Here is an 18,363-nt window from a genome sequence, read left to right on the forward strand (position 1 = left end):
ATGGATCTGACGCTAAAGCTTGGCAAAATAGTCGAAGATTTCCGGCACGTTGCCGTCGCCCATGCCTGCGTCCGCGGCTGCCTGAAGGTTGTTCGCGGTTCCTTCAGCGATCTCGGCACGAGTGCCCACGTCCTCGGCCAGCTTCAGGAAGTAACCAAGATCCTTGTTGGCGTTGTTAATCGAAAACCCCAAATCGCTGACACCATCAACCGCGTAGTTCTTACAAAACTGCATAAAGGGGGAATTGGACGGTCCAGCTGACATGATGTCAAAAAGCTGCTGTTTGTTTACCCCTGAGCGTTCAGCCACAGCAAAGGCTTGGCTCATGGTGCAAGCTGTCGTCATGCCCATATAATTGTTGATGAGCTTGGTCACATGGCCCGCACCCAGTTCGCCGAGGTGAAAGACATTTTCCCCCAGTACATCCAGGACAGGTTTCACCTTCTCAAAGGCGGCTATATCGCCCGCTGCCATGATGTTCAGCAAACCATCCTTGGCGTGCGCCGGTGTGCGTCCCAGCGGCGCATCAATCATACCAGCACCTTTTGCGGCCAAGTCTGTGCCGATTTTGCGTGTGGACGCTGGGATCGAGGTGCCAAAGTCAATGACCACAGCACTATCTTTGATGCCTGCCAGGATGCCGTCATCGCCGTAGATCAGGCTTTCGACGACATCCGATGTTGTTACACAAAGCATCACGATATCGCTGTTTTCAGCAAGCTCTCGTGGCGTTGTAACCTCTACAGCACCGCGGTTGACTGTTGCTGCGACAGCTTCCTTGTTCCGACCCATAACAACCAGATCAAAACCGTTGTTTTGCAGGCACTCTGCCATGTTGCCGCCCATAAGACCGAGGCCGATGAAACCGATGACGGGTTTTGTCATATCTGACTCCTTAAACTCTTTCTAATTAGGCTTCGCAGAGCGCCGTGACCCCTGCCTGTGCAACTTTGAGATCCTGAGCTGGTGAGCCCGAGCTAACACCAATCCCGCCAACCACCTGTCCGTCGACCGTCACGGGAAGGCCACCTGCAACGGTCACCATTCGTCCGCCGAGCGTTGAGGATATTCCGTGTGCGGCCATGCCAGGCTGATTTGCTTCACCAAGAGCATCGGTTCCTTTTTGGATACCGGTTGCAGTGAAACTCTTGTCGATGGCCAAAATGATGCTGGTAATCTTGCCACCATCCATCCGTTCAAACGCGATGAGGTTGCCGCTTTCATCTGTGACGGCAATACACATCGGCACGCCGATTTCCTGCGCTTTGGCTCGCGCTCCTGCGATCAACTTGCCCGCGTCATCGATGTCCAGGCGTCTTATTGTCAGCATCGCCACATTCTCCTTTGATTTACGGGCCAATGATCAGGTTCGGCAGCGTCAGCGATATTGCCGGTACAAAAGTGATCAGCATGAGCGCGGCAAAGATGGCGAGGTAGAAAGGCCAAATCGTTTTGACCGCTTTCTCCATCGGTAGTTTTCCAACCGCACACCCCACAAAGAGACATGTCCCGACAGGTGGCGTGCAAAGACCAAGACCGAGGTTCACCAAAAGGATCATGCCGAACTGCAGCGGGTCGATACCCAGCATGTTCATCACCGGCAGGAAAATCGGTGTGCAGATCAGGATCAACGCGGCCATGTCCATGATCATCCCCAAAAGCAACAGGACAGCATTGATCATTAACAAGATCAGGATCGGGTTTTCTGTGATACCCAACAGGAATTCGACCGTTTTCGTCGGCACCCGGTTGAACGTCAGCATATAGGCAAAAGCACCGGCACAGGCGATCAGAATCATCACCATAGAAGTTGTGCGTACCGAAGAGATAACGGCAGTTTTAAAGTTTTCCCAGGACAGGCTACGATAGACAACAAGCGTCACGACAAAGGCATACATTGCCCCGAACGCGCCGGATTCAGTCACCGTAAAGACGCCTGACAAGACCCCTCCGACAATAATCACGGCCGTCAATAAACCCGGAATCGAACCCACAAAAGCAATGGCAAGTGCGGTCCAACCTGGAAACTGCTCGGCCTGATAGCCACGCTTGACCGCTACGACGTACGCTGCAATTGCAAGGCAGCAACACATAAGGACGCCGGGCACAACGCCAGCCAGAAACAGTTTTGAGATTGAAACAGCACCGCCCGTTGCAAGGGCAAAGATGATCATGTTGTGGCTGGGCGGAATGATGATCCCGGCAATTGATGACGTCACTGTGACGTTCACGGCATAGTCGGCATCATAACCTTTGTCTTTCATCACCGGGATCAGGATCGACCCAAGGGCCGAGATATCGGCAATCGCCGATCCGGAAATGCCACCAAACAACATGGACGAGAAGACATTGACGATGCCAAGTCCACCGCGCACAGCGCCTACGGCGGCCTGCGCAAACCGAACCAACCGGATCGCGATACCACCGTGAAACATAAGCTCGCCCGCAAAGATGAAGAACGGGATCGCCATTAGGGAAAAGACGTTGATCCCCGACACGATACGCTGGAATCCAACAAACAGCGGTAATCCTTCAAACCAAAAGGAAGCCAATGCAGCGATACCAAGGGCGTATGCCACTGGCGCACCGATGATGACACAAAGGGCAAAAACCCCCAACAGAATCATGAGTCCCATGACTATCCCTGATCTATGTTGTCTTGGCGTTCGTCTCGGCCCAGAAACAGGCGGATCAGATGGCCAGTGGAAAAAAGGAACACCAACGCGCCGCTGATTGTCAGTGGCAAGGAACGCAAGCCCTCTGACCATTGGATGAGCGGGATCAGGGTGTTCCATTTGAATTTGGTCAACTCGATTCCGTACCAAAACATCATGCCACCGAAACCTGCCATCAGGACATCAGAGACCACGACGAAAACCGTTCGCACAGAGGGCGGAACTATATTTCGAAATACGACAACAGAGAGGTGCGTGTGATTGTGCACGCCCGCAGCCGCACCGAGAAACGCGATGACCATGACCAACAGCAGTGAAACCTGCTCGACCCAAGTGGGCGTGTTGTTCAGAACGTAGCGGCCAAATACCAGCCAGGCAAAGATCGCCGTCATTACAACAATGGCAACGCCAGACAGCAACATGCAACCTCGTGCGAGCAGATCAAGAATCCTGTCCATGTTGCGCATGGCGGCAGGTGGGGTATCGGGCTCTTGCATTGGGATTCCTCTGAGACAAAACGCCCGGCATCCAATTGGTGGAGCCGGGCGCTCAAAGTTGGACTGTTACGACAACTTATTCAGTGGCTTGCGCCATTTCTACCAACGCTTTCATGTCAGGATTTGCAGCCAAGTAGTCTGCATAAACCGAATCCATTGCGGACTGGAATGGGCCTTTGTCAGCGATTTCATTGACTGTGATACCAGCCGCTTCGACATCTTTACGCGCTTGCTCAGAGCCGATTGCCCAAAGCTCACGCTGGACCAATGCGGCTTCTTCTGCTGCACCGCGCACAGCGGCCTGCAGTTCAGGAGACAGCGCATTGAATTTGGCCGTGTTCACGCAGATGCACTCGGGAATAATCAGGTGCTCGGATAAAGAATAATTTGTGGTCACTTCAAAGTGGCCGACATTTTTGAATGACGGGAAGTTGTTTTCCGCACCATCAACGACGCCGGTTTTCAGCGCTTGCTGAACTTCGGAGAAAGCCATTGGAGACGGGTTCCCGCCCATAGCTGAAATCATCGATGTATAAAGATCGTTGTTCATCACACGGATTTTCAGACCTTCGACATCTGCGGGAGTATTGATCGGCTTTTGGCTGTAGAATGAACGCGCACCGGCATCAAACCATGCCAGTGGCAGAACACCTGCTTCACCCATCGCAGCTGAAACAACTTCACCGGCGTCGCCATCCAGCACACGGAACATGTGCGGCACATCTTTGAAGATGAAAGGAAGCGATACAAGATTAGCTTCTTTCACCATTGGGCCAATGGGACCGAGGTTGAAGTTACCGACCTCGATTGCGCCGATACGAACCTGTTCAAGGGCATCCGGTTGGGAACCAAGAACACCACCGTGGAATACATCGACGGTAACCTCGCCGTCTGTAGCAGCGTCAACCAGTTCAGCAAACTTGTCCATCGCAGCCGTGTTGGGATGGCCGTCGTTGTGGATGTTCCAGGCCCGCCAGTTTTCGGCTGAAGCTGACGTTGCGATGAATGCCACAGCGGTCGCAGTTGCAAAGAACGATTTCGTGAAAGTCATGGGTTCTCCTCCCCGATTAATTTTGGACAGGATTTGGCTTTCATGGAATTTCAGAGACCGTAAGCCACGTAGCTTTCGATTTCCCCCAAGAACCAGAATCGCTGCTGCCCCTAAAGGGACACTAGTATCCAAGTTATGTCAACTGTAGGCTTTTAGTATGTCAGATTGCTTGACAGTCGAAAGCGCAGGGCATTTGATAGGTGACAGGCCTACATTGGTTCACTCAAGCAAAATAAAGTAGAATAATTATTTTATTTCAATGCTCTAACAGTGGACCATTAAATTGAAACGTGACTAAGATAGAGGGCGCGAGCAACATACCGTGGAAAATATTGTCAGACGAACCACAACCGATGCGGTCTATGAAGCGCTACACGACGAGATCGTTTCGCTTGAAATTCTTCCCGGTACAAAACTATCCGAAACTGAGGTAGCCAGCCGATTCGGCGTATCACGCCAACCTGTTCGCAACGCATTCACAAGGCTCGGCAACGAAGATCTGCTCTTAATACGACCACAAAAGGCGACCGTAGTTCGAGGATTTTCTATGGAGCGTGTGGCTCTCGCTCGATTGGTTCGAATGGCGGTGGAGCTGGAGATCATCCATCGAGCAATGGAAGTCTGGGACGCAACACGTGAAGCAAAGCTTGCAGAAAACCTCGCCTTACAAGAGCAGGCGATCAATGACGGTGATCTATCTGCGTTTCACGCGCTGGACTATGATTTTCACAAACTGATCTACGTGCTCAGCGGCAATCCTATGGCATTTGACGTGATGCTGGAATCAAAGCAAAAGGTTGACCGGCTTTGTATGCTCAGCCTTGAAAAGGGCAGTGCCGCAGACGCCATCCTCGCCGATCACCGAGAGATTGCACAGGCCATGGCGGCAGGAGACCATGACCAAGCGCAAGCCGCTGTCAGAAAACACCTGTCCCGCCTCGACGAAACCATCGACTTCATCCACAAGACGCACCCAGGCTACTTTGAGTAACCGAGGCCATGCGATCTGGTGGTCTCAGGCCGTTCCTCGTTCCGGACGATCATTATCAATATTGAATTTCATGCCGTCCAAAAGCTCTTCCAAATCGGGACGTGCCGCAGGGCCGTTAGAGATATCGGCCAGCATCAGTGTTCCATTCGGACGGATAGCAAACGCGCCAGGTTCGGCGAACAGACCCGTCGTTTCTGCATCAGACAGAGGCGATGACACGTAAAGACCAAGCGCGCGCATTTGCGCTTCAGTCATTCCATAGCAAAGATCAAAATCCCAGCCGAATTCTGCTTTGTCTGCCGCAGCTTTTTCTTTGGTGTCGGCAGAGACAACAATAACGTCCATAACGTCAGCCCATGCCGACAGCGCCGAATTCAACTTGTTCAAAAAACGCTTGCAGCGCGGACAATGCTTGCCTCGATAGACAAACAGCATGGTCCAGCGGTCTTTTTGTTGACCGATCGAAACCTTGTCCTCAGACCCTAGCATTGAAAAGTACATTTGCTCGATTTGCGCGCCGACATTTGGTTTGGCTGAGGTCATAAGTTGTTCCTTTGCTCCGTAAATCATGGCTTGGCGCAGATACCGTTAGTTTATTTCATGTCACGTCAAGGCAACGATTGAAACCCAGATCGCGGTATCATTCGGTGCTTGAAAGGCACGCTCGGTCTAAGATCGCCGTTGGTTGACGAGGAATCAATGATACCTACCCGCCGTCACTCTACGGCCCTCATTGCAGCCGGGCTTCTAATGCCGCAACAGGTGTGAGCGCAACCAGCTACCTGTATTAGATTCAACGCGACCTGATCACCTGTAGCCCTCAAGAAACCTTTACAATCGAGACAAGAACGATCAAACGACCAGCCTGGTGAAATCCACCACGTCACCGATACCACTTAACTGTAAGCGCGAAGAAATGCTGCGTAAGCACTACCTGCAACCGCAAAAGTCCGCTTAGTCGGCATTGCAGCTGCCGCAGAGCCGCGTTTCGAATGGCAAGTTTTTCGCAGCCGTTGGGTGATTGGCGGCAAAATTACAAACCACAAACGTCGCAGTTGGGGTATTATGTGAAGCGATCTCTGGTTGTATCATCGCCCACCTGGGCCCTCATCAATCCAGTGTCCCAATTCATAAATACCCTGTTTTTTCATACGACGTATAAAAGCAAGGTAGTTTATCACCCGGTCGACCTCATCCATGTCTCCAGTGGCATAGGCGACTGCAATCATCTTGAACTGAGCTTCAGGATCCTCCGCTACTTTTTCGTCACACCAATCCGGACTATTTTCAGTCCCCAATTAAGCGGTCCGTGCTTTGTCTACTTCGCCCCTCATCTCATTGATGATAGACCCTCATACTGAGTTCGGGGGTGTTCTCGCCAAACTTAACCACGGCCTCCCAAATTGGTTTGAGCCGTTCAAAAAGATCATTTCGACCATCAGTCATGTCTCTTCACCTCGCAGTTTAACAAATGCTTGTAGTTTGCCTTTAGGAAAAACTGGCAACGGCCTACGCACATGAAATACTTGTAACGTTCCGTTGCCTGTAAACTGCCCTGACTAAAGGGCCTCTCCGGTTGCCAGAGCCGATGCACAAATTCTTTTGCAAAGCCGTCCTATTCCCTCCGATTGATTTTGAAGACCCAGTCCGATATCCAGTCCGGCGGCGTGTTCAGTGTCAAAGCAGAGCCCAGCCCAAGACCAGCAAACCAAACGATGGAGGGTGCCATGTAGTTCTGAAACTGCATGAAAGGCCAAAGACATGGCCCACTACAAACGCAAACGTCCCCGCACCGTGCCTGGGAACGGGTACTCGCTCTTGGGTCTGAGCCGTCGTCTCGGAAAAGACCTGGATGATGTCCGGTGGCTCGGCAATTGGCCGCGCGGCCACGACATCATCTTTCACACACGTCCAACAAGACTCAAATCCAAGGCCCTTGCGCTTGGCATCCTGAAAGGCGCTGATCCTAATGACATTGCTTGGCCGGATAGCCGCAAACCCAATCACTACTACTGGTGAGCATGCACGGCGGAGCATCAGCTTGGCTCCGCCACTTGCTTTTCTTGGTTCAAACAGTCGTTGGTATTTTCGGGTTGGTCTGACGTGTAACCCCTCATCGTCAATTCCCGAACAATATCTCGTATCTCTTTCGGATACGCGCGAACAAACCCGGCCTCACAGCGGATAGTCTCGATTTCTCTTCGGTCCAACGCCCGAGCCAGATGGATCGCGGCAAGTTCAAACTGCTCAGCCATTTGACCCAGTGTTACATAACGCGCCTCAAACGCTTGCAGGCTTTGGGCCATGATATAGCACCGGTTGTGCTGCGTGTCCGGGTTTCGCACCGTGACCTGACTAAGAAAGCCACCATCCCGCAACCGTCGGATCGATATCACATTCATTTTCAAGCGTGCCGCCGCATCCAAGAGCGGCAGGTCACCAGAAAATGCACGCTCCTGCCTCTCTAAGCCTTCAGCTTGATCGATCAGCATCCCAGCCAAACCTTCGACTTCTGGATCACGCGACACGCCGGTCAATCGACCTGCCGCCCAATCGGCGACAACGCGTGCCAAAGGAACCCGGCTCTTTCGGCTGAATTCCTTGAGTGGCAACCTACGACGTGTCGATGATGCTAACTGCAGATTCTCAAGACGGGTCATCTAGGTTTGCACAGAAGACGATGTCACGTAGCGCAGAGACGTTCCGAAACGATGAGCTTTCAAAACGTCCTGCCGGATCAGCGCTTTCACCTGGACCGGATGGATATTCAGCTAGGTCGCGGTGGATTTGATATTCTGCAGTCCAGACCAGAAATCGAGCACGGCGGCCAGATCCTCATGGCTGACATCTTTCATATCTGACAACTCGCTCGCGTTTTGACCGCGAAAGTGGGCGAGAATGCCTCGCACCCGAACCTCGCCGACCCCATGTAGCTCCCGCGCGCGTTCTAGCGTGATGAGTTTGGGTGCTGAGATTTCCGTACCCAGAACTTTCGCACCGGTCTGCAGCGGATAATTCTCCCGCACAAAATCCTGCACCCAAGCCCTGAGGACTACTGTCGCCGGGTCCTCTTCAGTGTCTTTCAGCCAGGTATAGAATTCGCCCATATCTGTCGTGAAATAAGATCGCTTGGAGGAAGACCGACGCCTGGCACGGTCCAACTCAGATATCAGGGCTTCCGGCCCACTCTTCAAAACCTCGAACCCGGCCGACATGGCAGCACGCTCCTGTTCGAAGTCCAAGTCCAAACGACCGACGCCTCGAACCAGGGCGATCGACATTCCCAGTGTCAAACACGCCTGATGAAGATGCGTCAGGTCCAGTGGGTCCAACCAATCATCCGCGACCTCAAACTCGATACGGCGGCTTAAGTAAGCTTCAAACAAAGAACGTCGAAGCGTCTTTGCGTCTTGTGCGGCCTCAAAGATCAGACCCTTGTGGCGGGCCACCTGCTCAATCACGTCGTAGGTGAGATGCGCATGCGCCGCGTTGGGAAGCAGGAGCAACGGTACGCCATGTTTGGCACAGGTCCCAATCGGCAGCACCAACCACTCAAGAAGTTGAAACGCGTTCTCGGAGCCAGAAGCCTCCATGGTCACCAAAATACATCGTGGACAAATGCGGATGGCCTCCTATTGCATTTTGCAGTTTGACAGAATGGTACAATCGCAAATGGCGGCGGGCGCTCTTTCCCCTTACTTTCCCTTCGTGGGCCAGCGGCATTTGGACAAGCCAAACGCCCCTGGCCGTCAGGGTGAGGGCGCTGCCCTCCCCCTCGGGCAACCCTTTTAGTCAGGGCCGTGTCCTCGGCTTTGCCTGCGGGCCGCACCCCCCCTGTCGAATAACGTTGTCTCGCCCCCTCCCGCGTTCGTGTGGAACGTCACTGATTCCTGCCTAAATCGGCGTCAAAAACCTCAACAAATGGGTAAATCGCGTCACTCAATTCCGACCCAAACGTCAAGCATTTCAAACCCAAAACGAGGAGCGAAATGACATCGAAGGTGCAGGAAAACTCCCAAAGGCGCTGTATGACACGTTGGAACCAGTCCCCGTAATCCGCCTCAAGCGATGCTCTCGTTGCACGGCCCACAAAGACTTTAATAAAGACCTGCGACCTTTGCCCTCAGTTTGATCAGTGACGCGACGGTATCGATTGTGGGCGTTGAGATACCCGTAAGTTGCCCCAGTTCTTGCACCGAAGTTACCAAGGCATCAATTTCCATCGGTCGGTGCAACTCCAAATCCTGCCACATAGAGGTTTTGTGCGCACCGACAGCCGCTCCGCCGTCGAGGCGTTTTTCAACATCTATCGGGAACTTTACACCAAGTTTTTCACCGACTTCCTGAGCCTCGAGCATCATTCCGCGTGCCACGGAGCGTGTGCCTTCGTCGGCACACAGGACATCAAGTGTTGAGTGGGTAAGAGCGGAAATCGGGTTGAACGACAAGTTACCCCACAGTTTCAACCAAATTTCATCCCGGATTCTTGGTCTGACGGGCGCACGCAGTCCGGCGGCGGATAGCGCAGCCGAAAGCTTGGCAGCACGGTCTGATTTAGCACCATCGGGCTCACCCAACGAAAAACGATTGCCTTCGATATGCTTGATTGATCCCGGGGCAATGACCTCGGCGGCAGGATAAACAACACATCCGAGGACGCGATCTGGCCCAAAACCGTCCCATTGTACATTTCCCGGGTCGACTGACGCCAACCTCGTCCCCTCGTACGGACCGCCCAGTTTGTGGAAATACCACCAGGGCACCCCGTTCACTCCACTAACTACCGTTGTCTCGTCTGCAATCAACGGCTGCATTGAGTCTACGACTGCTGGGACGGAATGCGCTTTCAGTGTGATGAAGACATAATCTTGTGGGCCGAGATCGGCAGCATTGTCTGAAGCGCGTATTGGAACGCTAACTGGATCCTGCCCTTCCTCAAGCAGGGTCAGTCCTTTTTCCTGCATTGCCGCCAAGTGGGGACCACGCGCGACGACACTGACTTCCGTGTCGGTTTTTGCAAGTTTCGCGGCAACGTAACCTCCGATAGCTCCGGCACCAAAGATACAAACTTTCATGTGTCTAAGCCTTTGCCAGTCCCAATTTAGCAGCTAGTCCGATCCTTTGTATCTTGCCAGTCGCGCCTTTTGGAATTTCTTCAAGAACAACCACTGAAGTCGGCACCTTGAATTTTGCGAGCCGCGCGCCAACAAAAGCCCTGACCTCCTGCCCCTGGATCGTCGCGCCTTCTGAAAGCACCACAGCTGCCGCTATGTCTTCACCCAGTTTTTCGTGGGGAACGGCAAAACAAACTGCCTGAGCAACGTCTGGGTGGCTTAAGAGTACAGCGTCAACCTCAAGTGGACTGATTTTCTCTCCACCGCGATTGATAAGCTCCTTAAGACGACCGGTCAGTCGCAGATAATTCTCTTCGTCGAACGACCCTTGGTCACCAGTGCGAAACCAAGTTTTTCCGTCCACTTCAAAGAAATTTTCAGCATTTGCCTGCGGGTTGCTTTCGTATCCCGGCGTCACGTTCGGACCGCTGATAACGATTTCTCCGACGTCCCTCGAAGAGATCAGAACATTTTCGTTCTCGTCTGCAATTCTGACTTCGGGGCCTGCTGCTATTCCAACAGATCCGGGTTTTTGCGTTTGGGGAGCAAGCGGGTTGCAACACATTTGATGTGTCGCCTCAGTCATGCCGTAGGCTTCGATGACGGGCGCATCAAAAGTTGCCACCAACTCTTCCATTACCGGTCCCGGCAACGAAGCAGAAGAAGACCGAAGAAAGCGCAGCCGCGACTGCTCTATGATCGATTGGTTTCGTGCAGCTCGGGCGAGGATAGCTTGGTGCATTGTCGGAACCGCGGTGTACCAGGTCGGGTCGACTTCAGCGACTTGAGAGAAAAAGCTAAGAGCGTTGAATCCGGGGGCGCAGCTAATTTGAGATCCAGCACCTAAAGACGCGGCAACAGCCGCAATCAACCCGTGGATATGAAACAGCGGCATAATACTCAGACAGCGATCGTCGATTGTCAGTTTCAAAGATGAAGCCACATTTCGCGCGGATGCGTAGATATTAGCCTGCGTCAGAGGAACGATTTTGGGACGCGACGTAGTTCCTGACGTGTGCAGTATCAGGGCGACATCGTCTTTACCCGGAGCGGATGTGTCAGCCGGGCCAATTGAGTCACAGGGCAAAATAGAAAACTGACCGGCCGAAAGTAAGCGATCGTGAGATGCCCTCAAGATAGCAATGCCAAGGTCCCTAGCAGCTTTTACGGCAGGTCCATCTTCGTCTTCGTTTACGAGAAGGGCCTTGGCCTTCAGATCCTTGAGGTAGAAAACGTATTCTTCGTAAGTGTACGCCGGGTTTAAAGGTGCCGTCGTCGCCACTTGGGCGACGGATATGAAGGCCGTCGCCATTTCGGGGCCATTGGGCAACACAATTGCCACTCGGTCGCCGCGACCTACTCCGATCTGATGAAGATCTTTTTTGACCTTTGCGCAAAGCTCTCGCAGCCCGAGGTAGTTCAACCAAGATCGACCTGGGGCACCGATAGCATTTGCGGTACCAGAATGGGGTGCGATCAAATCGGCGACTAAGTGGGGCATCTGGGATCCGTTTACAAAAGCATTGGCCTATTTCGCGAAGAGGGATTGGTGTGGTTGCTAAGTTACCTTGACAGTTAGGCTACCCAATTTGTCGACCGACAGCACCAATACATCGCCGCGGTTTACTGGACCAACTCCAGAGGGCGTGCCAGACAGGATAACGTCACCGGCGGCAAGTTCGAAGTAATCGCTCAGGTAAGAGATCATTTCAGGGACTTTCCAGATCATCTGGTTCAAATCACCTTCCTGCCGAATTTCTCCGTTCACCGATAGGCGAATTGCGCCTTCGTCGAGTGGCCCAACATCTTCTGCTTTGTGCACCGGTCCGCATGGAGCTGAGCGCTCAAATGCCTTCCCGATTTCCCAAGGACGACCCATTTTCTTCATTTCGCCCTGTAGATCTCGACGGGTCATATCGAGTGAAAGCCCGTAGCCGTAGACGTGATCCAGAGAATCTTCCACAGAAATTTTCGTACCGCCGGATTTAAGCGCCACATACATTTCAGCTTCATGATGTACGTCCGAGCTGTGAGCCGGATATGGAAATTCTCCGGATGGATCGAGGTTGTCGGGGTTCTTTTGGAAGAAAAATGGGGGTTCACGATTTGGGTCGTGGCCCATTTCTATGGCGTGCGCCGCGTAGTTTCGACCAATGCAATAAACCCGACGTACCGGGAATATGCCACCGCCTTCTACCGGTATTTCGTGAACCTTCACCGCGGGAATTACAAGATCGTGCATCGCTATCCTCCTGAACACATCGTTGCCAAAGATCGGTTTGCCAATCTGTGGCCTTGTTCCGATCGATGCTGTGCCACACCCGAAAAGACGTAGCTCTTGTCTCAGTCATCGCCAATGTGACCGTCGATTTGCAAGAGGTTCAGCCGCTGCTTGGCCCAACCATTTCCCAAATTGGTCGGGCGCTAGTTTAGTGGTCGGCCTCAAGACTAGCTGGCAACACGCGGGAGTAAACGGACCTCAGATGCGCCAACATGGCCTGCGCCGCCTGTTCTCCGTCTCCACTCGATATCGCCGACAGGATCAAGTCATGCTCTCGAAAGCTGGAATAATCATCTGGGGGTTTATAGGTTTTACGAGGTTGTCCCCACACAATGGACCTTCGAACGGAATTCAGAGTCTCGAAGAAATACAGGAAAAGCTGATTACGCGTTGCCCGGGCTATCGCGTGATGCAAATTATTGTCCCATGCTTCATATGTGCGCCAGTCTTCTGCGGCTCGGCACCTCTCAACGCAGAGCCTCATTTGCTCACGGTCCGAACGCGTAGAATGAAGCGCGGCAAGGCGGCTAAGCTGCGGCTCGATGGTAAACCGAACACCCACAACTTGTTCAGGCTTAATCTGTGCACCCAAATAGGTCACGTCCGTCAGATTTAGAACCGGTCGGGCACCAACGAACGTGCCCCGACCCACATGCCGCCAGATAAGCCCCTGCGCCTCTAGTTCGGCCAATACGCGCCTCAGCTGGTTTCTGGTTGTACCTAGCCATTGGCACAGTTCCCTTTCAGGTGGAAGTCTATCGTTGTGCCGGTATCCCGCATTGTCGATCAGGTCCCGGACACGTTGCGAAAGTTCTGAAGGCTCACTCACATTGCCACCCAATTTGCTGATTGGTTGATTGATTGAAACGCCAAGTCGGCAAAAACTCAAGGGCAAGTGACAACCAAATCTGAGTCGCCGGCCAAGATCGGTGACCTAAGTGGGCGCCAGAATGTAGGAGGAGAGCCGAGTGCGTTTAGCGACTGTTTCAGTAGATAGCCACGCCGTTTGCGTCGCATTGCTTGCTAACGGAAGCATGGTGGATGTTTCGCGTGCGTTTAAGATGCTCATGCCGGATACGTCTCTTGATGTAAGCACAATGCAGCTGATTATCGAAGGCGGTCAGACCTCACTTGAAGCGTTGAACGCCGTTGTTGCTGCGGGTGAGGCTGGCGAACTCAAGGACTTGCTCGTCCCCGAAGACGCGCCTCTTCTGTCGCCCATTCCCACGCCACGTAAGAACGTTTTCTGTGTGGGGCGAAACTACGCTGAGCACATCGCAGAAGGTGAACGGGCGCAAAAAGAGATAATCGGCATCACCGAACATCCGGTTTTCTTTACTAAGCCGCCGACCTCGGTCGTTGCACCAGACGCCGACATCCTACTCTTTCCCTCGGTGTCGCAGTCCATCGACTACGAAGTCGAGTTGGCAGTCGTGATAGGGAAGCGCGGGCGTAACATCAGCAAGGCAGATGCGTTTAATCATGTCTTTGGGTATTCTATTCTGAACGACATAACCGCCCGAGACATACAGCGCCGCCATGGCGGCCAGTACTTCAAAGGCAAAGGGCTTGATGGATCTTGCCCAATTGGTCCCTACATCGTGACCGCCGATGCCATCAGCGATCCGCAAGCTCTGTCGATCGGACTGACAGTAAACGGTGAGCAGCGCCAAAACGGGATGACGTCGGACATGATATTCGACATTCCAACGTTGATCGCATCCTTGTCAGAAGGCCTGACACTAGAACCGGGAGACATCATTGCGACAGGTACGCCATCAGGCGTCGGATACGCAATGGAACCGCCGCAGTTTTTGAAAAACGGGGACGTCGTAGTTTGCGAGGTTTCCGAAATCGGCACGCTAAGGAACACAGTGCGTGCCGTATAATGGCTCCTACGCAGCAATCGCTGTGAGGCGTCAACATTCAAGGGAGGAAGACTACAATGATGAACAGAAGGACTTTCACAGCGTCCCTGCTTACTGCTGTTCCAGTAGCAGGAGCACTAGGAACAATGGGTTTTGCGCAAGACTTGCGTGAAATCACCTTCGTGCAACCAAGCCCTTCGGCAATCAACTCATTTCCTGTGTTTGTCGCCATTGGCGAAGGGTACTTCGCAGATGAAGGATTGAACGTGACAGTCGAGGCTATCAACGGCTCAGGCGCCGTGCTTCAGGCGTTGTCTGCTGGGCAAGCGCATTTCGGTCGCCCTGGACCCGGACCTCTGATTGCAGCGCGGTCGCGCGATGTGGATGCCGTACATATCTACAACGTGGCGGCACGCAGCAACTTCGGCATCGCGGTGCCAGAAGACTCTGAAGTCCAAAGCGTTGAGGAACTGCGAGGAAAAGTCATCGGAACCGGCACCGCAGACGGTGCCGAAGTAGGTTTTGCACGAAACGTCTTGACCGGTGCAGGTATGAAAGAAGGTGAGGATTTCACATTTCTTACTGTTGGCGACGGCGGCCCTGCGACTGCAGCTTTCCTGAACGGTGAAATCGACGCATATTCTGCTTCGACGGCAGATACAGCAATCCTGAACCAGCGCGGAATGAAGGTGCGTGACATCACGCCTGCGGAATTCGGGCGTTTCTTCGGAAACGGTATCGCCACAATGGCTGACACAATCGCCAACGATCGCGAATTGGTCGAGGCCTGGAGCCGCGCGTTCGCACGTGGCCATGCCTTTGCTCTCGATGATGCTAACCGTGAAGCTGTGCTGAAGCATCTGGCGGACGGCAATCCGCAGGAAGGCGAAGACAAAGAATTCCAGGCCGCGCTGTTCGATGCGGTACGCTCGAAGACCATAGCAGCGGATCCAAGCAATGGTCTGGGATGGTACCCCGCCGAGGTTTGGCAAGAATGGCAAGACGCACTTGTCGCAGGGGGCGAAATTCCGGGACCGCTTGATGACTTGAGCGCCGCCTGGACCAATGAATTTGCCGCCATTGGCAACGAGGCCGCCAGCAAATGAACGCTGCAGCCGCACAAGAGTTTTCCGGCGCGCCCTTGGGCACGCCGGTCTACGAATTGACCCATTTAAGCAAAACCTATGCACGCAACCTTGTTGTTGCGCTTGAGGATATTAATCTGACGTTACGGAAAGGAAGCTTCACTTCTGTCATTGGGTCCAGCGGGTGCGGGAAATCCACTCTGCTCAAGATCATGGCGGGTCTGATCCCTCCCACCAAAGGGCGTGTGATCCTACAAGGTCTGCCAGTGACCGGTCCCCGGCGAGACATTGGTATGATGTTCCAGCAGGCGACACTATTTCCCTGGAAAACCGCCGTGGAAAACATCGTGTTGCCAATCGAGATCCGCGATGGCAAGGCAGCTGCCAAGCAAGCAATGGGCAAGGCTCACGAACTTTTGGACATTGTGGGTTTGAAGGGGTTCGAAAACGTATATCCGAACGAATTGTCGGGCGGCATGGCACAGCGCGCCTCAATCTGCCGTATGTTGATCACTGAACCAGCTGTGCTTTTGTTAGACGAACCATTCAGCGCGCTGGACGAGCTGTCACGTGACATGATGAATATGGAACTGCAGCGGATTTGCCATGAACAGGATGCGACTGCTTTTCTTGTTACGCACTCTATTCAGGAAGCCGTGATTTTGTCCGACGAAATCGTCGTGTTGAAACCACGCCCAGGCAGGATTGCCGAGATCGTGAAGGTCGACCTGCCACGCCCACGCACGTTGGATATGATGACCACGCCCAAGTTTGGCGCCATTGTGGACTACATTCGCGGCCTCCTGGATAAGGGAGAAGAAATGTGAGCGACGTTCATAACCACTCACCTTCCCTAAAGGATTCTGACACCGCAGAAGACACGGTATGGGAACAGAAAATCCACTTTATCGACTCGGTTCCACGCTGGCTGGCGATGACCTTTGTCTTCGTGGTTTTTGTGGGCACATGGCAAAGTGTCACGAGCCTTGGGCTGGTTTCCCCAATCATTCTGCCTACACCGTTGGAAACCCTAAAAGATATGATCTTCGTGGGACAAAACCTATTGACCGGCGGCTACATGCTTGGGGCGCTTTGGATCACAATCAAAGAAGTTATCTATGGTTTTGCGCTGGCTATCGCGATCGGTTTTTCGCTGGGTGTATTGGTGGGGGAAACGGCATTTGGTGAAAAGGCGGTGATGCCTTACCTGGTGGCGATAGATACCATGCCAAAGGTAGCATTCGCCCCGCTTTTCGTAGCGTGGTTAGGCTTTGGCATTGAATCAAAGGTCGCGCTTGCCGCCTTTATCGCGACATTTCCAATCGTGGTTGGTACCGCCGCTGGGCTTCACGCCGCCGATGAAAACGCGCGTATGCTTTTCAAGACGATGGGCGCAAGTCGGATGCAGACATTGATCAAGATGAAACTGCCAACCGGCCTACCGCAGGTTTTCACTGGCCTCAAGATCGGAGCGGTCGGCGTAATGGCTGGTGCGATCACAGGAGAATTCCTGGGTGGTGGCAAGGGATTTGGCGAACTTATCCGAGTTGCGGCCTCGCAGCTCAACACGCCGCGCGTCTTCTCGTTGATCCTGTATCTCAGCCTTGTCGGTCTGGTGGTATTTGCATCGGTGGTTTGGACACAGCGTAAATTGGTGTTCTGGCACAAGGAACAGGTGGGAAGAGATGACTTCTGAGCCTGTGAATATAGACTGCCACACCCTGCGTGAATTTGTGGCGGTCGTGCTCGAAACTCGAGGTGTGTCAAAAACAGATGCGGACAAGGTGGCCTCGTTGATGGTCGAGGCCGACATTTATGGCTACGGCACGCATGGTGTCTTTCGCCTGCGCCAGTACCTTGCCCGGCTGGCGGGAGGTGGCTCCAATCCTACGCCAAAAGTAACTGTAGAACATGAGACTGTCGCAACCGCTTTGATCGACGGAGACGATGGCCTCGGCCATCTGGCAATGTTGGCGGCGCGGGATCTTGCAATTGAAAAGGCAAAAGCGACCGGTATCGGGTGGGTTGGTGTTCGGCGCGGCAATCACGCGGGACCACTCGCACTTTATGTACGTCCGCAAGCCGAGGCAGGGCTGCTTGGTATGGCCGCGGCAGTGGGCAGCGCGAACCACGTCCCGCCTTATGGCGGTAGCGATTTGCTTCTTGGCACCAATCCCATTGCTTTTTCCGCCCCTGCCGATGGTCCCGACCCGTTTGTGTTTGATATGGCGACGACCGTAGCCGCGATGGGCAAGATCAAAACCCTGTTGCAGCAAGGCAAGCCTATGCCCGAAGGCTGGATGGTTGGGCGTGATGGAAATCCATTGACGGACCCCGCCCTCAAGTCAGAAGGATTTCTGTTGCCGATTGGGGGTCCGAAAGGGTTCGGTCTTTCCGTAGCTATCGGGTTGATGGCCGGGGTCTTAAACCGCGCGGCCTTCGGTTCCGATGTGGTCAATTTCACCTCGGACACAACTTCATCCACAAACACCGGCCAGTTCGTTATGGCGCTCAATCCGGCAGCCTTTGGGATGGGCAATGACTTTGCTTCTAACGCAGCCCGCGTCTTCTCTGAAATGCGCGCATCCGCCCCCCTGCCCGGTCATGACCCGGTGCGCTTGCCCGGAGACGGCAAAACGGCTGCCGCAGAGGCCCGCCGCAAAGATGGTGTGAGGCTGAATCCCGCTCTTTGTCGAGACCTCAACAAACTTGCTGAGGACTGTGGGTTATCCCCTCTGTTTCCTAGTCTCAGCGCCGACTAGCAGCGCATCCGTGGGAAGCTGGTAGGCGCTTTTTACTAG

Annotated in this window: 20 protein-coding genes; 7 read left to right on the forward strand and 13 right to left on the reverse strand. The window is 53.5% G+C overall.

Going from position 1 to position 18,363, the window contains the following annotated elements:
* Positions 1-12: 12 nt before the first annotated feature.
* The 5 genes from AC2FID_RS15915 to AC2FID_RS15935 form a co-directional block, all read right to left on the reverse strand.
* Positions 13-885 (reverse strand): NAD(P)-dependent oxidoreductase, encoded by an 873-nt coding sequence (locus AC2FID_RS15915; RefSeq protein WP_496755661.1) that lies wholly within the window; start codon positions 883-885, stop codon positions 13-15.
* A gap of 25 nt (positions 886-910) precedes the next feature.
* Positions 911-1,330: a GlcG/HbpS family heme-binding protein gene (locus tag AC2FID_RS15920; RefSeq protein ID WP_058272448.1), complete on the reverse strand. Its 420-nt coding sequence runs from the start codon at positions 1,328-1,330 to the stop codon at positions 911-913.
* 19 nt (positions 1,331-1,349) lie between these two features.
* Complete coding sequence (locus AC2FID_RS15925; RefSeq protein WP_058272447.1) at positions 1,350-2,636, reverse strand: TRAP transporter large permease; 1,287 nt, start codon at positions 2,634-2,636, stop codon at positions 1,350-1,352.
* Positions 2,637-2,638: 2 nt separating this feature from the next.
* Positions 2,639-3,172 carry a TRAP transporter small permease gene (locus tag AC2FID_RS15930; protein ID WP_496755662.1) on the reverse strand — a complete coding sequence of 178 codons (534 nt, stop codon included), beginning with the start codon at positions 3,170-3,172 and terminating at the stop codon, positions 2,639-2,641.
* 76 nt (positions 3,173-3,248) lie between these two features.
* A complete protein-coding gene (locus AC2FID_RS15935; RefSeq protein WP_108862003.1) occupies positions 3,249-4,223 on the reverse strand; it encodes a TRAP transporter substrate-binding protein in 975 nt (324 codons plus the stop codon).
* Between the two features lie 322 nt (positions 4,224-4,545).
* On the opposite strand from AC2FID_RS15935, the gene AC2FID_RS15940 reads away from it, so the two are divergent.
* On the forward strand, positions 4,546-5,214 hold the full coding sequence (locus AC2FID_RS15940; protein ID WP_282120601.1) for a GntR family transcriptional regulator: 669 nt from the start codon (positions 4,546-4,548) through the stop codon (positions 5,212-5,214).
* A 24-nt stretch (positions 5,215-5,238) separates the two neighbouring features.
* Here the strand turns inward: AC2FID_RS15940 and AC2FID_RS15945 are convergent, their stop codons facing one another.
* Complete coding sequence (locus AC2FID_RS15945) at positions 5,239-5,757, reverse strand: redoxin domain-containing protein (RefSeq protein WP_496837286.1); 519 nt, start codon at positions 5,755-5,757, stop codon at positions 5,239-5,241.
* A gap of 545 nt (positions 5,758-6,302) precedes the next feature.
* A complete protein-coding gene (locus AC2FID_RS15950) occupies positions 6,303-6,512 on the reverse strand; it encodes a hypothetical protein (protein WP_496837284.1) in 210 nt (69 codons plus the stop codon).
* A 463-nt stretch (positions 6,513-6,975) separates the two neighbouring features.
* Here AC2FID_RS15950 and AC2FID_RS15955 point away from each other — a divergent pair, with 463 nt between their 5' ends.
* Positions 6,976-7,233, forward strand: a complete 258-nt coding sequence (locus AC2FID_RS15955; protein ID WP_496837283.1) for a hypothetical protein — start codon at positions 6,976-6,978, stop codon at positions 7,231-7,233.
* Between the two features lie 17 nt (positions 7,234-7,250).
* Here AC2FID_RS15955 and AC2FID_RS15960 read toward each other — a convergent pair whose 3' ends face one another.
* The 6 genes from AC2FID_RS15960 to AC2FID_RS15985 form a co-directional block, all read right to left on the reverse strand.
* Entirely contained in the window at positions 7,251-7,787 is a 537-nt protein-coding gene (locus tag AC2FID_RS15960; RefSeq protein ID WP_496698268.1) for a hypothetical protein, read from the reverse strand.
* A 198-nt stretch (positions 7,788-7,985) separates the two neighbouring features.
* Entirely contained in the window at positions 7,986-8,813 is an 828-nt protein-coding gene (locus AC2FID_RS15965; RefSeq protein WP_496837639.1) for a hypothetical protein, read from the reverse strand.
* 498 nt (positions 8,814-9,311) lie between these two features.
* Positions 9,312-10,289: a 2-dehydropantoate 2-reductase gene (locus AC2FID_RS15970; RefSeq protein ID WP_496837641.1), complete on the reverse strand. Its 978-nt coding sequence runs from the start codon at positions 10,287-10,289 to the stop codon at positions 9,312-9,314.
* Between the two features lie 4 nt (positions 10,290-10,293).
* Positions 10,294-11,829: an acyl--CoA ligase gene (locus tag AC2FID_RS15975; protein ID WP_496837643.1), complete on the reverse strand. Its 1,536-nt coding sequence runs from the start codon at positions 11,827-11,829 to the stop codon at positions 10,294-10,296.
* Positions 11,830-11,886: 57 nt separating this feature from the next.
* Positions 11,887-12,570, reverse strand: coding sequence for a fumarylacetoacetate hydrolase family protein (locus AC2FID_RS15980; RefSeq protein WP_496837645.1), 684 nt, complete (start codon positions 12,568-12,570; stop codon positions 11,887-11,889).
* 187 nt (positions 12,571-12,757) lie between these two features.
* Positions 12,758-13,438 carry a FadR/GntR family transcriptional regulator gene (locus AC2FID_RS15985; RefSeq protein ID WP_108859904.1) on the reverse strand — a complete coding sequence of 227 codons (681 nt, stop codon included), beginning with the start codon at positions 13,436-13,438 and terminating at the stop codon, positions 12,758-12,760.
* Positions 13,439-13,577: 139 nt separating this feature from the next.
* Between AC2FID_RS15985 and AC2FID_RS15990 the strand changes: the two genes are divergently transcribed.
* The 5 genes from AC2FID_RS15990 (at position 13,578) to AC2FID_RS16010 (ending at position 18,324) form a co-directional block, all read left to right on the forward strand.
* A complete protein-coding gene (locus tag AC2FID_RS15990; protein WP_496837646.1) occupies positions 13,578-14,498 on the forward strand; it encodes a fumarylacetoacetate hydrolase family protein in 921 nt (306 codons plus the stop codon).
* Between the two features lie 125 nt (positions 14,499-14,623).
* Positions 14,624-15,583, forward strand: a complete 960-nt coding sequence (locus AC2FID_RS15995) for an ABC transporter substrate-binding protein (protein ID WP_234416594.1) — start codon at positions 14,624-14,626, stop codon at positions 15,581-15,583.
* The gene (locus AC2FID_RS16000) at positions 15,580-16,389 is read left to right on the forward strand and encodes an ABC transporter ATP-binding protein (protein WP_108859902.1); all 810 of its coding nucleotides are present in this window, start codon (positions 15,580-15,582) and stop codon (positions 16,387-16,389) included. The genes AC2FID_RS15995 and AC2FID_RS16000 overlap by 4 nt, the downstream gene beginning before the upstream one ends.
* Positions 16,386-17,258, forward strand: coding sequence for an ABC transporter permease (locus tag AC2FID_RS16005; protein ID WP_496837649.1), 873 nt, complete (start codon positions 16,386-16,388; stop codon positions 17,256-17,258). The genes AC2FID_RS16000 and AC2FID_RS16005 overlap by 4 nt, the downstream gene beginning before the upstream one ends.
* Complete coding sequence (locus AC2FID_RS16010; protein WP_496837650.1) at positions 17,248-18,324, forward strand: Ldh family oxidoreductase; 1,077 nt, start codon at positions 17,248-17,250, stop codon at positions 18,322-18,324. The genes AC2FID_RS16005 and AC2FID_RS16010 overlap by 11 nt, the downstream gene beginning before the upstream one ends.
* The last annotated feature ends 39 nt before the right edge of the window (positions 18,325-18,363 follow it).

The sequence above is a fragment of the Ruegeria sp. CDSC068 genome (assembly GCF_059610545.1).